Origin of the sequence: Amycolatopsis sp. WAC 04182, from assembly GCF_003947465.1 — a bacterium.
Taxonomy (GTDB): domain Bacteria; phylum Actinomycetota; class Actinomycetes; order Mycobacteriales; family Pseudonocardiaceae; genus Amycolatopsis.
In genome coordinates, this window is record NZ_QHJJ01000007.1 from 230,920 (window position 1) to 246,487 (window position 15,568).

At 70.0% G+C, this 15,568-nt stretch carries 20 protein-coding genes and 1 riboswitch; of the genes, 11 read left to right on the forward strand and 9 right to left on the reverse strand.

The genetic code is table 11. The features are described from left to right. Positions 1-13 precede the first annotated feature (13 nt). Entirely contained in the window at positions 14-352 is a 339-nt protein-coding gene (locus DMH01_RS33200; protein WP_125681810.1) for a hypothetical protein, read from the forward strand. A gap of 4 nt (positions 353-356) precedes the next feature. Here the strand turns inward: DMH01_RS33200 and DMH01_RS33205 are convergent, their stop codons facing one another. After that, positions 357-1,307 (reverse strand): helix-turn-helix transcriptional regulator, encoded by a 951-nt coding sequence (locus tag DMH01_RS33205; RefSeq protein WP_125681812.1) that lies wholly within the window; start codon positions 1,305-1,307, stop codon positions 357-359. Positions 1,308-1,355: 48 nt separating this feature from the next. Here DMH01_RS33205 and DMH01_RS33210 point away from each other — a divergent pair, with 48 nt between their 5' ends. Continuing rightward, positions 1,356-1,790 (forward strand): hypothetical protein, encoded by a 435-nt coding sequence (locus DMH01_RS33210; RefSeq protein ID WP_125681814.1) that lies wholly within the window; start codon positions 1,356-1,358, stop codon positions 1,788-1,790. Between the two features lie 29 nt (positions 1,791-1,819). After that, on the forward strand, positions 1,820-2,197 hold the full coding sequence (locus DMH01_RS33215) for a hypothetical protein (RefSeq protein ID WP_125681816.1): 378 nt from the start codon (positions 1,820-1,822) through the stop codon (positions 2,195-2,197). A gap of 203 nt (positions 2,198-2,400) precedes the next feature. On the opposite strand, the gene DMH01_RS33220 is transcribed toward DMH01_RS33215, so the two are convergent. From DMH01_RS33220 to DMH01_RS33235, 4 genes are read right to left on the reverse strand one after another with little or no spacing between them, the layout of a single operon-like run. Beyond that, positions 2,401-3,780: an ABC transporter ATP-binding protein gene (locus tag DMH01_RS33220; RefSeq protein WP_125681818.1), complete on the reverse strand. Its 1,380-nt coding sequence runs from the start codon at positions 3,778-3,780 to the stop codon at positions 2,401-2,403. Next, positions 3,777-4,562 (reverse strand): ABC transporter permease, encoded by a 786-nt coding sequence (locus tag DMH01_RS33225; RefSeq protein WP_125681820.1) that lies wholly within the window; start codon positions 4,560-4,562, stop codon positions 3,777-3,779. The genes DMH01_RS33220 and DMH01_RS33225 overlap by 4 nt, the downstream gene beginning before the upstream one ends. Then, complete coding sequence (locus DMH01_RS33230; protein ID WP_125681822.1) at positions 4,556-5,497, reverse strand: ABC transporter permease; 942 nt, start codon at positions 5,495-5,497, stop codon at positions 4,556-4,558. Before DMH01_RS33230 ends, DMH01_RS33225 begins: the two co-directional genes overlap by 7 nt. Position 5,498: 1 nt before the next feature. After that, a complete protein-coding gene (locus DMH01_RS33235; protein WP_125681824.1) occupies positions 5,499-7,007 on the reverse strand; it encodes an ABC transporter substrate-binding protein in 1,509 nt (502 codons plus the stop codon). 83 nt (positions 7,008-7,090) lie between these two features. After that, positions 7,091-7,219, reverse strand: a riboswitch (cobalamin riboswitch). 57 nt (positions 7,220-7,276) lie between these two features. On the opposite strand from DMH01_RS33235, the gene DMH01_RS33240 reads away from it, so the two are divergent. Then, entirely contained in the window at positions 7,277-8,020 is a 744-nt protein-coding gene (locus tag DMH01_RS33240) for a trans-aconitate 2-methyltransferase (protein WP_125681826.1), read from the forward strand. Positions 8,021-8,039: 19 nt separating this feature from the next. On the opposite strand, the gene DMH01_RS33245 is transcribed toward DMH01_RS33240, so the two are convergent. Next, a complete protein-coding gene (locus tag DMH01_RS33245) occupies positions 8,040-8,672 on the reverse strand; it encodes a TMEM175 family protein (RefSeq protein WP_125681828.1) in 633 nt (210 codons plus the stop codon). A gap of 13 nt (positions 8,673-8,685) precedes the next feature. Next, complete coding sequence (locus DMH01_RS33250; RefSeq protein ID WP_125681830.1) at positions 8,686-9,198, reverse strand: DUF6790 family protein; 513 nt, start codon at positions 9,196-9,198, stop codon at positions 8,686-8,688. Between the two features lie 56 nt (positions 9,199-9,254). Here DMH01_RS33250 and DMH01_RS33255 point away from each other — a divergent pair, with 56 nt between their 5' ends. Continuing rightward, positions 9,255-9,674: a MarR family winged helix-turn-helix transcriptional regulator gene (locus DMH01_RS33255; RefSeq protein ID WP_125681835.1), complete on the forward strand. Its 420-nt coding sequence runs from the start codon at positions 9,255-9,257 to the stop codon at positions 9,672-9,674. Positions 9,675-9,677: 3 nt separating this feature from the next. On the opposite strand, the gene DMH01_RS33260 is transcribed toward DMH01_RS33255, so the two are convergent. After that, positions 9,678-10,952: an MFS transporter gene (locus tag DMH01_RS33260; RefSeq protein WP_125681837.1), complete on the reverse strand. Its 1,275-nt coding sequence runs from the start codon at positions 10,950-10,952 to the stop codon at positions 9,678-9,680. Between the two features lie 237 nt (positions 10,953-11,189). Between DMH01_RS33260 and DMH01_RS33265 the strand changes: the two genes are divergently transcribed. The 6 genes from DMH01_RS33265 (at position 11,190) to DMH01_RS33290 (ending at position 15,265) form a co-directional block, all read left to right on the forward strand. Further along, positions 11,190-12,152 carry a GlxA family transcriptional regulator gene (locus tag DMH01_RS33265; protein ID WP_125682463.1) on the forward strand — a complete coding sequence of 321 codons (963 nt, stop codon included), beginning with the start codon at positions 11,190-11,192 and terminating at the stop codon, positions 12,150-12,152. A 19-nt stretch (positions 12,153-12,171) separates the two neighbouring features. Continuing rightward, positions 12,172-12,915, forward strand: a complete 744-nt coding sequence (locus DMH01_RS33270; RefSeq protein ID WP_125681839.1) for a DJ-1/PfpI family protein — start codon at positions 12,172-12,174, stop codon at positions 12,913-12,915. A gap of 200 nt (positions 12,916-13,115) precedes the next feature. Next, a complete protein-coding gene (locus tag DMH01_RS33275) occupies positions 13,116-13,448 on the forward strand; it encodes a PadR family transcriptional regulator (RefSeq protein WP_125681842.1) in 333 nt (110 codons plus the stop codon). Next, positions 13,445-14,257, forward strand: coding sequence for an ATP-binding cassette domain-containing protein (locus DMH01_RS33280; protein ID WP_125681844.1), 813 nt, complete (start codon positions 13,445-13,447; stop codon positions 14,255-14,257). Before DMH01_RS33275 ends, DMH01_RS33280 begins: the two co-directional genes overlap by 4 nt. Then, positions 14,254-14,946, forward strand: a complete 693-nt coding sequence (locus tag DMH01_RS33285; protein WP_125681845.1) for a hypothetical protein — start codon at positions 14,254-14,256, stop codon at positions 14,944-14,946. Before DMH01_RS33280 ends, DMH01_RS33285 begins: the two co-directional genes overlap by 4 nt. Positions 14,947-14,959: 13 nt before the next feature. Next, entirely contained in the window at positions 14,960-15,265 is a 306-nt protein-coding gene (locus DMH01_RS33290) for a hypothetical protein (protein WP_125681847.1), read from the forward strand. A gap of 3 nt (positions 15,266-15,268) precedes the next feature. Here DMH01_RS33290 and catC read toward each other — a convergent pair whose 3' ends face one another. Further along, on the reverse strand, positions 15,269-15,550 hold the full coding sequence (gene catC, locus DMH01_RS33295) for a muconolactone Delta-isomerase (RefSeq protein WP_125681849.1): 282 nt from the start codon (positions 15,548-15,550) through the stop codon (positions 15,269-15,271). Positions 15,551-15,568: the final 18 nt, after the last annotated feature.

The following is a 15,568-nucleotide window of genomic DNA, read 5'->3' on the forward strand; positions in this document are numbered from 1 at the left end:
GAGGAGGGGAACGATGATCCGGAAAGTGATGCTCGTCGGCGCCGCGATGATTTCGGCGCTGGCACTGGGGACTTCGACCGCGGAGGCGGGAACCAGCTACCTCATCCGGCAAGAACTCGACTACGCCCAGTACGAAACCGGTGACGATCGTGCCGGGGTGTGTGACGAGGAGCAGGACGGTAACGGCGTCTACGCCCAGTATCGGCAGAAGAACGGATTTCTGACTCTTCGCGACAACAACGGGTCGAAGATCGGCTGCGGTCACGCCACGATCCCGGACGTGACGTCGTTCCGGCTCTGCGAGGACGACGCGGGAGACGACAGCTGCACGCCGTGGCGGATCGTGCGCTGACGGCTCAGCCCAGCATCGCGGCGCCCAGCGGCGTGAGATGGTGCAGCACCACGGCTCCGTGGCGACGGCTGGTGATGAGCCCGGCGTCACGGAGCACGGTGGTGTGCCGCGATACCGCGGCCGCCGAAACGCCGAGCCGGTCGGCGAGTTCGCCACTGGCGGGGCAGCCCGCCACCGCGTACAGGACCGCGGCGCGGGTCCGGCCAAGCAGGGTGGCCAGGTGTTTCGGCAGCGGCGCGGGTTCGTGCTCGTGGGACACTGGGAAGACGAGGACCGGTGGAAGGTCGTCGTCGGCGAGGGCGACCGGGGTGTCCCAGCAGAAGTAGGAGGGGACGAGCCGGATGCCGCGCCCGCGAAGGTGGAGATCGCGATCGATGGGGTAGCGCGCGGTCAGGATCGGGGCCTCCCAGCGGAAGGCCGGGCGGAGTGAGTCGAGCAGGCCGAGTGCGCCGCTTTCGCAGGCGAGGCGCGACCGAACGGCACGGTCGGTGTCGACCTGGGTACGCACGGTTGTCCATTGTGGAGCGACCAAGGTGTCGTGGGCGATCTTGAGCGCCTCGGCGACCTGATCGAGCGCCGTTCCCGCGGCCAGGCCGTGGGTCCACCTTGGCAGCCGTCGATGCTGCGCCATCAGCCCGACTTCGCGCCCGAGCCGATCCACCGGCGTCCCGCGGAGTGCCTCCAGCCCCGCCTCCAGCCCGTCCGCGGACTCGGCGGGAGTGAGGAAGTCCGGGAAGTACCGGGCCGGCGGCGCGATCGTCTGCAGGAAACGCACCGCGACCAGGGTGTCGCGTTCACGTAGTCCTTCTCGCACCCGCCGCCGCCAGCGGGCGAAGGCGGGAATGCCGTCGAGCGCGAGTTTCTGCATGGCCAGCACGGTCTCCCACAGCGGATCCGGTGCGGCCGCGATGCGAACGCGGGCCAGGTCGTGGTCGGTGAAGTGAATACGAAGCATGACGCCTCCCCCAGAGGTCGTCATTCATTTATCACATCGGAGGGGAACATGAAGCGTTTTCTGAGCAGGAACCTGCGGCGGGCGGCCATGGTGACCGCGGTGGCGTCGGCGGCGACACTGGCGTTCACGGGAACCGCGTCGGCGGCGGCGGGTGCGGCCACCGCATCGGGGAGCGAGGTCTACGGATCGGCCAACTGGACCTGGACGCTCAGCGGGATGAAGAACATCAACATGGCCGTGCGGGACACGAAATGCGACGGCAACCCGGTCTACGTGTTCTTCGAGGCCGACCTGGGCATGGGGACCATCGGCTCGACGCCGTACCGCTGGAACGAGAGCGGATGCGGCACCACGAGCTACTGGACCAACCTGAAGTACAACTCGGGCACGAAACTCAGCCGGGTCCGCGTCGTGGTCTGCGTGGACGACGCGGGTTGGGACACCTGTTACCGGAGTAGCTGGCAGTACAATCCCGAAGCGTAGTTCTGTCACCACCTGACCGAGGGACGACGATGGACCGGTTCGCGGACGCACTCGGAACCGCGTACCGGCGGCTGATCGAGAGCGGGGCGGTCTCGATCAGCGTCGCCCCTGGTGTCGTCCGGGTCGAGCCTGCTGTGCCTGGGGCGCCGCGCCTGGAACTGCGCATGACCGGTAGCGTCGGGGATCTGTTCCTCGACGATCTGGATCCGTTCGAAGTGGACTCGCGGGAGGACTTCGAGGAGTTCGTGGCGTTCGTGCAGGCGCTGGTCGATGGGGAGCTTGACGTGGTTTTCCGGAGGACCTTGCTCGGCTGGCGTCCGGCTGCCGTCGAATGGCCTGGCGGTCTGTGGTCGCTTCCGGGAGTGGGTTTCGGGTCACGTCGGGAGAGGGTGCGGGCATACGGCTGAGCCGGTGGAAGGCTTGTGCGTTGTGTCCACAAGGGACCGTTCGGTCGGCTTGAGGTGGGGTGGCGTGTTGCGAAAGCCACTTTCGCAACCTTCAACGTTGCGAAAGTGGCTTTCGCAACGTCGGAGGCGGGCGGCGGGTGTGGCTTTCGCGACACGAGAAGCACGCCACCGCGAAACTGTCCCTAATGGACAGACGAGAGGCGTCAACCCGTTGATTCAGCCCCCATCGTGATCGTGAGCGGAGCCGCGGTGTCTTCGTGGCTGATCATGAGCAACGCGGTGCCGTGCCGTTCCGCCGCGGTGGCGAGGACCTCCAGCAGCCGCGTGCGGTTGGCCGCGTCGAGCGCCGAGGTCACTTCGTCGCAGATCAGGACCTGGGGACGGGCGAGGAGCGCGCGGGCCACGGCGCAGCGTTGGAGCTGGCCGCCGGAGAGCAGGCCGGGACGGCGGTCGGCCGCTTCGATTCCCAGGGAGCGCAGGGTTTCCGTCGCTTCGAGCAGGGCGTCCGCACGGCTGAGCCCGCGAAGGAGACGGGCGGTGTCGGCCACCTGGTCGAGCACGTCGCGGAATTCGTCGAAGGACGCGCGGCTGTCCTGGTGGACGTACTGGACCGCGCGCAGTTGCGCGTGAGTGCGACGACGGGCGAGGCGGGGGAGCCGGACGCCGTCGATTTCGATCGTGCCCGCGCTCGGTGGAGTCAAGCCTGCGAGCGCGCGGGCGACCGTCGTCTTGCCCGCGCCCGAGGTGCCGGCGAGTGTGGTGCGGCTGCCCGCCGCCAGTTCCAGGTCGAAGTCCTCGACGAGCGTCGTCCGCCCGGCGCGCACGGTGAGCCCGCGGACGACGAGCACCGGTGAGGACGGCGACGGCGGCGGGCTGTCGACGCGAACGGGTTCGGGAACCGCCGCGGACGGCACCAAGCGGTGGTCGCGGAGTTCGGCGACGTCGCCGGCCAGGGCGCGGGCCAGCGTGAGGTCGTGGGTCAGGATCAGCAACGCCGTCCCGGCCTGGGAAAGTTCCGCGAGCCGGGCGGTGAGCACGGCCCTGTTCGCCGCGTCGAGACCGCTGGTCGGTTCGTCGAGGACCAGCACCCGGGGCCGGTTCACGAGAGTGGTGGCGAGGGCCATGCGCTGCTGCTGCCCGCCGGACAACTGATGCGGGAACCGGCGCCACAACGTCCGGTCGAGTCCCGATTCCGCCAGCGCGGTGCGGGCCGCCGTGAGCCGCGCGGCACGGCCGCGGTGGCGGAGGGCGGCGAGTTCGGTCAGCACCGGCCCGCAGCGGCGGACCGGGTCCAGGACCGCCGACGGCTGCTGCGGCAGGTGGCCGATGACGCCGGCCCGGGCCCGTCGCAGTTCGGAAGCGGTCCGGCCCAGGAGCGGCGACCCCGCCAGCACGACCGACCCGGACAACGTGATCCCCGGGCGGGCCTGTCCGGTCGCGGCGAGCCCCAAGGTGGTCTTTCCCGCGCCGGACGCGCCGAGCACGACGAGTACCCGGCCCGCTTCGAGGGACAGTGAAACGTCGTCGAGCAAAGCGGTTTCCCCGGCGCGGGCGGACAGACCGGTGATTTCCAGGACGGTCACGCGATCACCCGCCTGGCGGCGAGCAGCCGGTCGGTGACGAGGTTCGTGCCGACGCACAACGCCATCAGCAGCGCGGCGGGAACGAGGACCACCGCGGGCGAGGTGTAGAGGGCTTCGCTGTTACGTTCGATGACCACGGCCCAGTCCGGCGAGTCCGCCGGCAGGCCGAGCCCGAGGAAGTTCGCCGACGCCAGCAGGTAGAGCACCACGCCGAGCCGCGTCCCGGCGTCGGTCGCGACGGGACCGGCGAGGTGCCGGGCGACATAGCCGAGCTGGATCCGCCACCACGGTTGTCCTTGCAGGGTAAGGGCTTCCACGGCGGCGCGGCAGCCAGGCGCCAACGCCGCGGCCCGCACCACGCGGGTGATCGCGGGCAACTGGAGGACGGCGACGACGGGAATGAGCACGCCGGGCCCGCGGTGCCCGGTCGCGGCGAGCACCATGAGCACCAGCAGCGACGGGAAGGCCAGCACGAGATCGAGGGACCGCATCACGGTTTCGTCGGCCAGCCGTCCGCGCCCGGCCGCGACGAGACCGAGCGGCACCCCGATCAGGTAGGCGAGCGCGAGCGCGGCGGCCGTCATGCCGATCACGGGGAACCCGCCCGCGAGGATCACCGTGAGCGCGTCGCGGCCGAGGACGTCGGTGCCGAGGGGATGGGCGGCGTCCGGCGCCTGCCACGGCGCCCCGACGGACTCCACGCGGCCCGCGAGCAGCGGCCCGGCCATCGCGAGCACCAGCGGCACCGCGAGCAGGGACCACCCGAACGTCCGCTTCACCACGTGGCGGCCTCCCGCTGCGGCGTGAGCCGATGCGCGACGAGGTCGGCGACGAGGTTCCCGAGCACGACCACGCCGGCGAACGTCAGCACGTATCCCTGCACCTGCGGGATGTCCCGGTTCTGCACGGCCTCGACGAAACCCGTGCCGAGGCCGGTGATCGCGAACAGGGACTCGACGATCACCGTGCCGGTCAGCAGCCCTTCGACGGCGCGGGCGAGTTGCTGCACGGCGGGGGCCGCGGCGGCGGGCAGGAGATGACGCAGCACCACGGTGCGTTCGGGCAGGCCGAGCAGGCGCAGATGCCCGGCCACCTGGCCTCGGGTCTGCTCGGCGATCCCGATCCGGAGCTGCCGGGCGACGTCGCACAGCTGCCGGGCGACCAGCACGATCACCGGCAGCACGAGCACCTCGGGGTGGGCGGCAGGCTCGGTTCCGGCTGCGGTCGCCGGGAGCAATCCGGTGTAGACGGCCAATCCGGCGACGAGCAGCAGACCGAAGACGAACTCGGGGATCGCGTGGAGGAACAGCGTGACCGACGTGAGCACGCGGTCGATCCGTGACCCTTCGCGCAGCCCGCAGGTCACCCCGATGCCCAGCGCGAGCGGGACGAGCACGAGCAGGGTCGCCCCGGCGAGCAAGGCGGTGGCGGCGAAGCGGCGGGCGATCTCCTCGGTCACCGGGGCGCCGGTCACGAGCGAGCGGCCGAGATCCCCGGTGAGCAGCCCCGAAAACCAGTGCCCGAACCGGTCGAGGAGCGGCTGGTCGAGGCCGAGCCGGTGGCGCACGGTCGCCACCTGCTCGTCGGTGGCCTGCTCGCCGAGCACGACCGACGCCGCGTCGCCGGGGAGCAACGCGGTCACGGCGAACGTCGCGACCAGCACGAACATCGCCTGCAGGACGGCGAAGCCCAGCCGCCGGACGGCGTAACCCGGCACGTCAGGACAGCCGGGCGCGGTCGAACCTCGCCCAGTCGAAGGTGTTCGGCGGCGCGGTCACCAGTCCGGACACCCGCTTCGACACGCCGATCGTCCAGGTGCTGAAGCCCCAGGCGAGCAGACCCCCGGATTCGTGCACGATCCGCTGGGCGTCACCGAACAGAGCCAGCCGGGCACCCTCGTCCGCGGTGGCCGCGGCCCGGTCCATGAGGGCGTCGAACTCCGGTGACGCGAAACCGTTGACGTTGTTCGAACCGCCGGTCCGGAAGCGCTGATTGAGGAACGTCGGTACCGGCAGGGTCGCCGTGCGGGTGAGCGCGGCGACCCCCTTCGTCTTGATCTCGCTGAAGTAGGTGCTCGACCCGCGCGTGTTCGGGGTGACCTTCAGCCCGATTTCTCCCAGCTGCTGGGAAATCAGCGTGGCCGCGGTGGCGAAGCCCGGGTCGACGTCGCTGGTTTCGACGGCGAAGGCCAGCCCCTCCGCGCCCGCCTCGCGGACGAGCGAACGGGCCAGCTCCACATCGCGGCCGCGCTGGGGGATGCCGGTGGCGTACCCGCGGAGTCCTTTGCCGAACAGGTCGTTGCCGATCTCGCCGCGTCCGGCCAAGGCGACCCGGTTCAGCGCCTCTCTGTCCACTCCGGACAGTACGGCGCGCACCAGCCTCGGGTCGGCGAACGGCGGCCGCGTCACGCGCAGCATCATGCCCTGCATCGTCGTTCCCTTGGCTTCGAGCAACGAGACGCGCCCGTCACCGGCCAGGCGGGCCGCGGTACCGGCCGCGAGATCGTGAACGTAGTCGACCTGCCCGGACAGCAAGGCGTTGACGCGGGCGGCTTCTTCGTTGACCGGTACGAATTCCAGCTCGTCGACGCCCGGCGCGCCGTCCCAATGGGACTCGTTCTTGCGGAACACCGCCGGGCCACCGGGGGTGAACGAGACGAAACGGAACGGACCGGAGCCGATGGGTGCCCGGAAGTCCGTCGTCCCGGCAGGCACGATCTCCGCGCCGGGAGCACCCCAGCCCGACGGGAACTCGAAGTCGGGAGCGGTCAGCGTCAGCTCGATCTCGGTGGGGGACACCGCTTTGCTGCGGCCGAAGTCGACCTTCGCGAAGTACTGCCGTGACGAGGACGCCAGTGCGGGGTCGGCGATCCGCCGGAAGGTGTAGAGCACGTCGTCCGCCGTGACGGGACGGCCGTCGTGGAAGGCCGCCTGCCGCAGCCGGATCCGCCAGCGTGTGCCGGAAGCGTCGCTCTCCCAGGACTCGGCCAGCCGCGGCCGCAACGAGGTGTCGGCGTTGTAGGCGACCAGCGTGTCGAAGAGCGCCTTGGCCCGCGCCTGGTCGACGAAAAGGGAGACCTGGGACGGGTCCAGGGTCTCCTTCGAGCCGCCCGCGGCGAACGCGACCCTCAACCGGCCCGTGTCCGACGGCGCGGTCCCGCACGCGGCCAACGGCGTGAGAGCGGCCAGGGCGAGCAGCCGCCGTCGGGTGAGCGGATGACGCGTCATAGGAACCTCCGGGACATCGAGCACTGTCCCGGGCGCGCGGCCGCACGTGAACGGGACCCCGCTCCGTACTCCACGACAGTTGGGGCTGGCGGTACCCGGCGGGCAGTCCGGCTCACGGCGCTGAGACGTCGTCCCAGGTCGTTCACGGTTGCGGGTCAGCGCCGGATTCACACCGGCTTCCCCCGACGGGCACCTTCTTGCGTTGTGGCGCCCACGGTAACCCATGTCCGGCGTGTGCTACACAGGATCAAGATCACGAAGGAGGGCAGGTGGACGAGAAGCTCGCGGCGGACTGGGTGCGCCGATGGGACATCCAGCAGGAACGCTACGTCGCCGACCGCGAAGAACGCTTCGCCGTGCTGATCGACGTCGTCGAGCACGTCTGCCGGGACGTCGCCGATCCGCTGGTGCTGGACCTCGGCTGCGGCCCGGGATCGCTGGCCACGAGGCTCGCCGCACGGCTGCCGCGCGCACGGGTCGTCGGCGTCGACAACGACCCGTTCCTGCTCGCCCTCGCCCGGGCCACCCGGCCGCGGGAGACCGACATCGAATACCTCCAAGCCGACCTCGCCGAGAGCGGCTGGCTGAAAGGGAAGCCGGTCGACGCCGCCGTCTCGACGACCGCGTTGCACTGGCTGCGTCCCGAGCGGCTCGCCGACGTCTACCGTGACCTCGCCGGAGCGCTGAGGGAGGGCGGAGCGCTCGTCAACGGCGACCACCTCTACGACGAACAACCGGGCATGCGCGAACTCGCCGAGGTGGTCAAGAACCGGCGGGCGGCGCGTGCCGGGGTCGGCGCCAACGAGGAATGGAAGGCCTGGTGGGCGGCGGTCGCCGCCGATCCGGCGCTGCGGGAGCGGTTCACGGCCGACGAGTTGCGCGGTATCTCGACCGGCTACGGCAACCGGCTGAGCCCGCAGGAACACACCAGGCTGCTCCGGGAAGCGGGCTTCGCCGAAGTGGCACCCGTGTGGCAGTCCGGCGACGACTACGTCCTGACGGCGCTGCGCTGATCCGAGCCGGCCAGGCCGCTCAGCTGTCGGACGGCCTGCGGTCCTGGACGCGGCGGGCCACGGCGAGCGCGACAGGCGCCGCGAGCCAGCACAGGTAGGCGACGGCGTCGTTCGTCAGGAACGAGACGGGCACGGAGATCCCGAACACCGCGGCCAAGCAGACGCTGCGCGTCAGGCTCTGGGCGAACACCCGGGGCGGTCCGCCGGTCCCGTACAGGTGTTCGCGCCGGATCTCCCTGATGATCAGCGCGAACGACGCGGAGGCGAGGACCTGCACCGTCGCGTACAGGCTGAACCGGAGCGGGAAGGCTCCCTCGGCGGTGATGACCCGCGTCGCGAACGGCATCAGGACCTGCATGAACAGCCAGACCAGGGTGAGGCTGATCAGGCGGCCGCTCAGCGAGCGGACGTGGGGGAAGATCTCGTGGTGGGCGCGCCAGTGGGCGGCGATCACCGCGAAGCCGAGCGCGAAGGCGAGGTATTCCTTGCCATGGGTCGAGATCGAGCTCAGCATGGCGCCGGTGGTGTCGCCGTGGGGGATCGGGAGATCCAGCGCCAGCAAGGTGAGCGCGATCGCGATCACCGCGTCGACGAAGATGGTGAGCCGCTCGGCGGCGGCCTTGCCGATCGCGTGGTCGGTCTGTGTCGTCATGACGAGGACCAGCTCAGGCGGCGATTGCCGGGACGGGCGCGAGTCGCCGGGACCGCAGGGCCAGGATGATCATGACCGCCGGGATCAGGATGTCGGTGACGAGGACGCCGCCGGTGTTGCCGGGGGAGTGGTCACCGCCCGCGAACCACTGGTAGACGTGGCCGATCGCGGCTCCCCAGAGGAACATCCCGCCGGCGATGCCGATGGTGAGGCGTTCGCGCGCGGACGCCGAGGCGGCCCGGAAGCCCAACACGGCCAGCGCGAGGTTCGCGAAGGCGATCTCGAACATGAACGGCGTCCGCTCGAAGCCGATCGCCGTGGCCATGACGTCCGGGAAGGCGAGGAAAGCGACCGTCATCCACAGGCTGCCGCAGCCGAAGGCGCCGATGGCCCACCAGCGCTGCCAGATTTCGAGTCGTTCCTCGGATGACGTCGCGTGGCGTGCCCGGAGGGAGGCTCCGACGGCGGGCACGACGATCCAGACCAGCGGGAAGGCGGATTGGGCGAGAAAGGAGAAGGTGTCCATGTCTTCAGTCTTACCTAGTTAATATTAACTCGTCAACACTCTGGTAAGGTGAGATCGTGGACGACGGACTCGCGGATTTGCTGCACCGGGTGGTCATGCTGATGGGCGAAGCGGCCCGGCGGCGCGCTGACGACCTCGACGGTTTGACGTACAGCCAGATGCGGCTTCTGGGCACGCTCGAGGACATCGAGCCGACGACGCAGCACCGGCTCGCTCAGGCGCTGTCGGTCTCCGACCCGGCGATCAGCCGGGCCCTGCGGCCACTCGAAGCGGACGGGCTGGTGCGCATCACCGTCGACCCCGAACACGCGCGGCGCCGGCTGGTCCGGCTCACCGATCTCGGCCGGAAAGCCTTCCATGCCGCGGGAAAGCCGCTTTATGACGAGTTGCGCGAAGGGCTCATCGCGGCCGGCTTTCCTTACGAGCGCTATCTCCGAGACACTCTTCGGCTGGCCGAGATCCTCACGGCCGACTGAGCCCTACCGCGTCTTTTCCAGCACCAGCGGGGTCTCCTCGATGGGTACGACGCGTGCTTTCGCCTTCACCCGCGACAGGAGGAACGCGCACACGACCGCGAAGAGGAGCGGCACCGTGGCCGCCACGACGATGTCGCGCGTCGCCAGTGCCTGCCCGATGAGGATCCCGGCGATCCCCGGTCCGACGATCGAACCGAGCCGCCCCAGCGCGGCCGCCCAGCCGACGCCGGTGGTCCGGGGACCCGGCGGATAGGTCGCCACCGCGAGGGCCAGCTGGCCGATCTGGGCCGACACCACGCCGACGCCCACGCCGGCGAGGCACAGGAGCAACGCGGTGTCGCCGAGGGGCGCCTTCGCCACGATGATCATGAACACCCCGCCGATGGTGGGCATCAGGATCAGCGCGCGGGCGATCCCCAGGCGTCCGGCGAGCGGCAGCAACACCAGGCCGCCGACGATCCCGCCGAGGGTGAGGAACGCGAGCCCGATCGGAGCCTTGGACGGCGAGAAGCCGTAGCCGGTGAGCAGGGTGGGGATCCACGAGATCAGGACGTAGGAGGTGATGAAGACGAGGAACGAGAAGGCCCAGATCAGGGTGGTGGGCAGGCGCAGACCGGGTTCGAAGAGCCTGCCGATCTTCGCGTCGTTCTTGGCGCCGGCCGTCGCCGGGACGGCGGTCCCTTCGGCGGGCAGGAGCCAGGCCAGCGCGGCCGCGAAGATCAGCGGGACGATCCCCGCGACGTAGAAGACGCCGTCGCTGCCCACGAAGTTCAGCAGGCGCCCGCCGAGGAGCCCGCCCAGTCCCGCGCCCGCCCCGAGACCGAGGGCCACCGCGATGGAGACCTGCTCCCGGCGATTCTCGGCGCTGTGTTTCGTGGCGAGGCCGACACCGGCGGGCACCACCACGCCGAGCCCGACGCCGGTGACCAGGCGGGTCACCGAAAGCAGCACGGTCGACTCCAGGTGCAGGGTGGCCGCCGTGGCCACGGTGGCCACTCCGAAGAGCAGGACGGCACCGATCAGCAGCCGCCGTCCCGGTACGCGTGCGCCGAGGAAACCCGCCGACAGATAGCCGAACACCACACCGATGTTGGTCAGCACGACGGCGAGGGTGAACGCGGCGGGCGTGACCCCCCATTCGGCCGCCATCGTGGGGATCGCCAGCGAGAGCGCCGCGGTGTCGAAGCCGTCCAGGAGAATCGCCAGGAAACAGAGGACGACGACCGGCCAGTGCACGGACCCCGCCCGGCGAGGGCGGGGAACACGGGTGGCGCTCATGGGGTTCTCCTGTTCTGACTGTGGCGCGTGCCGGGGGCCGAGTGTCCACTGTGGTCACAAAACGGCGCCGACGACTTCCACGACGTGCCGTCCAGCATAGGGATCGTCCGTCCGTGACTGGGGAATTCACGGCGGAGAAGGCAGTTCAGGAGAATGCGCCGCCCGAGTCCGTCGCCGGAACAGGCGTCCGGCGGGTAGGTTCTCCTTGTGGGGACTGGAAGGGAATCGGTGCGCCGGGTGGTGATCGTCGCCTTCGACGACGCGCAGATACTCGATGTCGCCTGTCCCAGCGGGGCGATGGAGATCGCGAACTCGCACGGCGCCGTGCCGCCCTACGCCGTCGAACTGGCCACGGTGCACGGGCGGACGACGCGGAGTTCGTCGGGGATCCTGCTCGCCGGTGTCCGGCGGCTGGCCGAAGTTTCCGGGCGGATGGACACGATGCTCGTGGTCGGCGGCGCGGGAACGGAAGCGGCGGCCAAGGACGAGCGGCTGCTGACGCAGGTGCGGCGGCTGGCCGAACGAAGCCGTCGGGTCGCCTCGGTGTGCACGGGCACCTTCGTGCTGGCGGCCGCCGGATTGCTCGACGACCGGCGGGTCACCACGCATTGGGGATACAGCGAGCTGCTCGCCGCGAGCTTTCCCGCCCTGACGGTGGATCCCGCCCCGCTCTACATCCGTGACGGGAACGTCTTCACCTCGGCCGGGGTCATCAGCGCGCTGGATCTCACGCTCGCGCTGATCGAGGACGACCACGGTCCGACGCTGGCCCGCGAGGTCGCCCGTGAACTGGTGACCTATCTGCACCGCCCGGCCGACCAGGCGCAGATCAGCACGTTCCTGGCCGCTCCGCCGCCGAGCAACCGGGTCGTGCTGGATCTGCTGGGCTACATCGCCGCGCATCTCACCGAAGACCTGAGCCCGCCGGCGCTGGCGGCGCGTGCCGGGGTCACCACCCGGCACCTCACCCGCTTGTTCACCGCCCATTTGGGCAGCACCCCGGCCAGGACCGTGCGGACGGCGCGGACCGAAGCGGCGGCCCACCTGGTGCGGTCGACCGCGTTACCGCTCGCCGCGGTCGCCCGGCAATGCGGGTTCGCCTCGGCGGAAACCCTGCGCACGGCGTTCCGTGAGCACTACGGGCTGTCCGGGGACAAGCTTCGCAGGATGCCGGACATGCCACGCCCGATCGTCCGCTGACCACCCCAGAATTCGCGGCATGAACAGTGCGAAGACCACACGCAGGACAGTACTGGCCGGTGCCGCGGCGGCCGCGGCGTTCGGCCTCGGCACCGGCACGGCCCAGGCGGAGACCCCGGGCCTGAAGATCGGCATCCTGCTCTACGACGGCTTCAGCCTGCTGGATCCGACAGGTCCGGCCGAGGTGTTGTCCCGGCTTCCCGGCGCGACGGTGACGATGATCGCCGAGCACCGGGGCCCGGTGCGCACGGACACCCGGGACGTCGCGCTGCTGGCGGAACGTTCGGTGGCCGAGGTGAACCGTCTGGACGTGCTGCTGGTCCCGGGAGCGGGCAACCGCGGCACGATCGCCGCCATGGAGAACCCGGTCCTGCTCGCATGGATCCGGCGTATCCACCGGCACACGACCTGGACCACGTCGGTGTGCACGGGAAGCCTGATCCTCGGCGCGGCAGGGCTGCTCCGCGACCGGGCGACGACGTACTGGGCCTCGGCGGACTATCTGGAGAAGACCTTCGGTGTCCGCTACGTGGCCGACCGGTACGTCCAGGTCGGCAAGGTCGTCACCGCGGCGGGGGTGTCCGCCGGTATCGACCTCGCGCTCTATCTCGCGTCCTTGCTCGCAGACGAGCGGACCGCCCGTGGTATCCAGCTCGCCGTCGAATACGACCCACGGCCGCCGTTCGACTCGGGCGACGCCGCGAAGGCGAGCCCGGAACTCAAGGCGCTCGCCCTGAAACTGCTCGCCGAGTCCCAGGAGTAGCCCGCGGCCGGCGGCACCGATTCCCGTAACTCGCGTGACTGGAGGCGTAACTCGCGTGATCAGAGGCGTAACTCGCGTGATTCCGGGTGATCCGCCTTCAATCACGCGAGTTACGCCTTCAAGCACGCGTGATGCGCCTTCAAGCACAGAGGGAGACTAGGTCGTAGCGCTACCTAGGTAGGACTGCTACATTCCTCCGCGTGGATCAGGACCGGCGCGGCCAGTGGTTGAGGGGAGTGCTGGCGCCGTGCGTGCTGGCGCTGGTCGCCGAGCGCGAGTCCTACGGCTACGAGCTGGCCCAGTCGCTCGACGCCGCCGGGCTGGGCCCCATCCAGGGCGGCACGCTGTATCCGGTGCTGCTGCGGTTGCAGCGGTTCGGCCTGGTCACCGCGAGCTGGCGGGAAGGGACGGCCGGGCCCGCCCGCAAGTACTACCGGATCACCGCGGAAGGCCGGGAAACACTGCGGCACGCCACCTCCGACTGGCGGGAGTTCTCCGCCGGGGTGGCCTCGATCTTGCGGGAGGGAAGATGAGCCACGACGGATGGCTTTCCGCGCTGACGCACGAACTGCGTCGCCGGGGCGTCGGCGGGGACGCGGCGCGGCAGGTGGTCGCCGAGGCGGCCGTGCATCTGCGGGAAAGCGGCGGAGACCCGGTGCGGGTCTTCGGGCCGCCCGCCGCGTACGCCTCGGCCGTGGCCGACAGTGTGGGACGTCCCCGGCGTCGTCCGGGCGACGTATTGCTGGAAGCCAGGGGTATCACGAAGAAATACGGTCGGCGGCCGGTGCTGGACGGCGTCGACCTCGTGGTGCGCTCGGGTGAGATCGCCGCGGTGATCGGGGCGAACGGCTGTGGCAAGAGCACGTTCCTGAGTATCTGCGCCGGGATCACCGGTCCGGACACGGGCGAGGTCCGCGTGCGCGGTTCCCTCGGCTACTGCCCGCAGGACGGCGGCACGGCGGATTTCCTCGACGCGGGTGAGCATTTCGTGCTGATCGGCGCCGGCCGCGGGATGGACCGCCAAGAGTCGGCACGGATCGGCGCCGCCCGTGCCGCGGCGCTGGACTGGGCGCCCGGACGCGGCACGCAGGCCCGGCACCTTTCCGGTGGGACCAGGCAGAAACTGAACCTCGTGCTCGCCGGGCTCGGCGACCCGGACGTGCTGTTGCTCGACGAGCCCTACCAGGGTTTCGACAAGGGCACGTACCTCGACTTCTGGCATCAGGTCTGGCAATGGCGCGAGGCGGGCAAGGCGATCGTGGTGGTGACCCACCTGCTGAACCAGCTGGACCGCGTCGACACCGTGCTCGAACTCTCCCCGGCCAGGAAGGCTGTCGCGTGAAGAAGATCCTGACGGTCGCCGAGATGTCGCTGCGCGAACTGTTGCGCCGCCGGTCGGTCCTGCTGATCCTCCTGCTGCTGCCGCTGGTGTTCTACTTGAGCAGGCGTGGTGACCACCTCGGACAGTCGATCCGGTTCGTCTGCCTCGGCCTCGGCTGGGCGTTGAGCACCGCCGCGCTGTTCGCGGGCAGCGCGAGCCGTGCCATGGAGCCTCGGCTGCGGCTTTCCGGTTACCGCTCCCGCGACCTGTACCTCGGCCGTTTGAGTGCACTGTGGACGGTCGGATTCCTGTTGTCCGCGCCGTACTTCGTGCTGATCCTCGTCGACCAGCACGACGTCCGGTACGGCTCGGTCGCCTTGGTCATGGTGCTGACGGTCGCCGTGTCGGCGCCGTTCGGGCTCTTGCTCAGTGCGGTGCTGCCCAGGGAACTCGAAGGCACGCTCGTGCTGCTGGCGGTCGTCGGTCTCCAGATGATGGCCGATCCGTCGAGCCTGATCGCGCGGTTGCTGCCGTTCTGGTCGAGCCGGGAGATCGGCACCTACGCCATCGACCACACGGACATCGGCTACCTGACCCGAGGTGTCGCGCACGGCGTGGCGGCCTTCGTGCTCCTGCTCGGCACGGTGGCCCTCGCGTCGGGGTTCCGCCTGCGTCGCCGTTCTCACCTCACGTTCGTCGGCGGCCGCTGATATCTTGCTGCCCATGTCAGAGTCCAACTCCACTGAGGACAGCCAAGGCGCCGCTCCACCGCGCCGGACCGGCAAGCGCATCGCCGGCGGCATCTTCCTGATCCTCGCCGCGATCGCGTTGTTCTACGTCGGGGTCGACGCGATCGCCGATCCGGGCGCCGTGGTCTCCCGTTCTTCGAAGTCGTCACGCAGCCCGGACACCGACGCCGAGGCGAAGATCGGCGGCTTCATCCTCATCATGTTCGGGATTTCGGTGCTGGGCTTCGGCATCGGGATGATCGTTTCGAAGGGTCCCCTCTTCGCGAAGAGAGCCGACTGATCCTCAGAGACCGACCTTGGACGGATGCGTCGCCAGCGGCGTGACCGAGATGTCCATGTACGGGAAAAGCGGCAGGCCGGACAGCAGCGTGTGCAGCTCGTCGTGGTCGGCGACGTCGAGGATCGAGAAGTTCGCGTACTCGCCCGCGATCCGCCACAGCTGCGGCCACTTTCCTTCACGCTGAAGCCTTTGGCTGTACGCCTTTTCGCGCGTGATGAGGTCGGTCCGCTCCGCCGGATCGAGGTCCGGCGGCAGGCGAACGTCCATGCGCACGTGGTAGAGCATCGGTCACTCCAAAAGGGA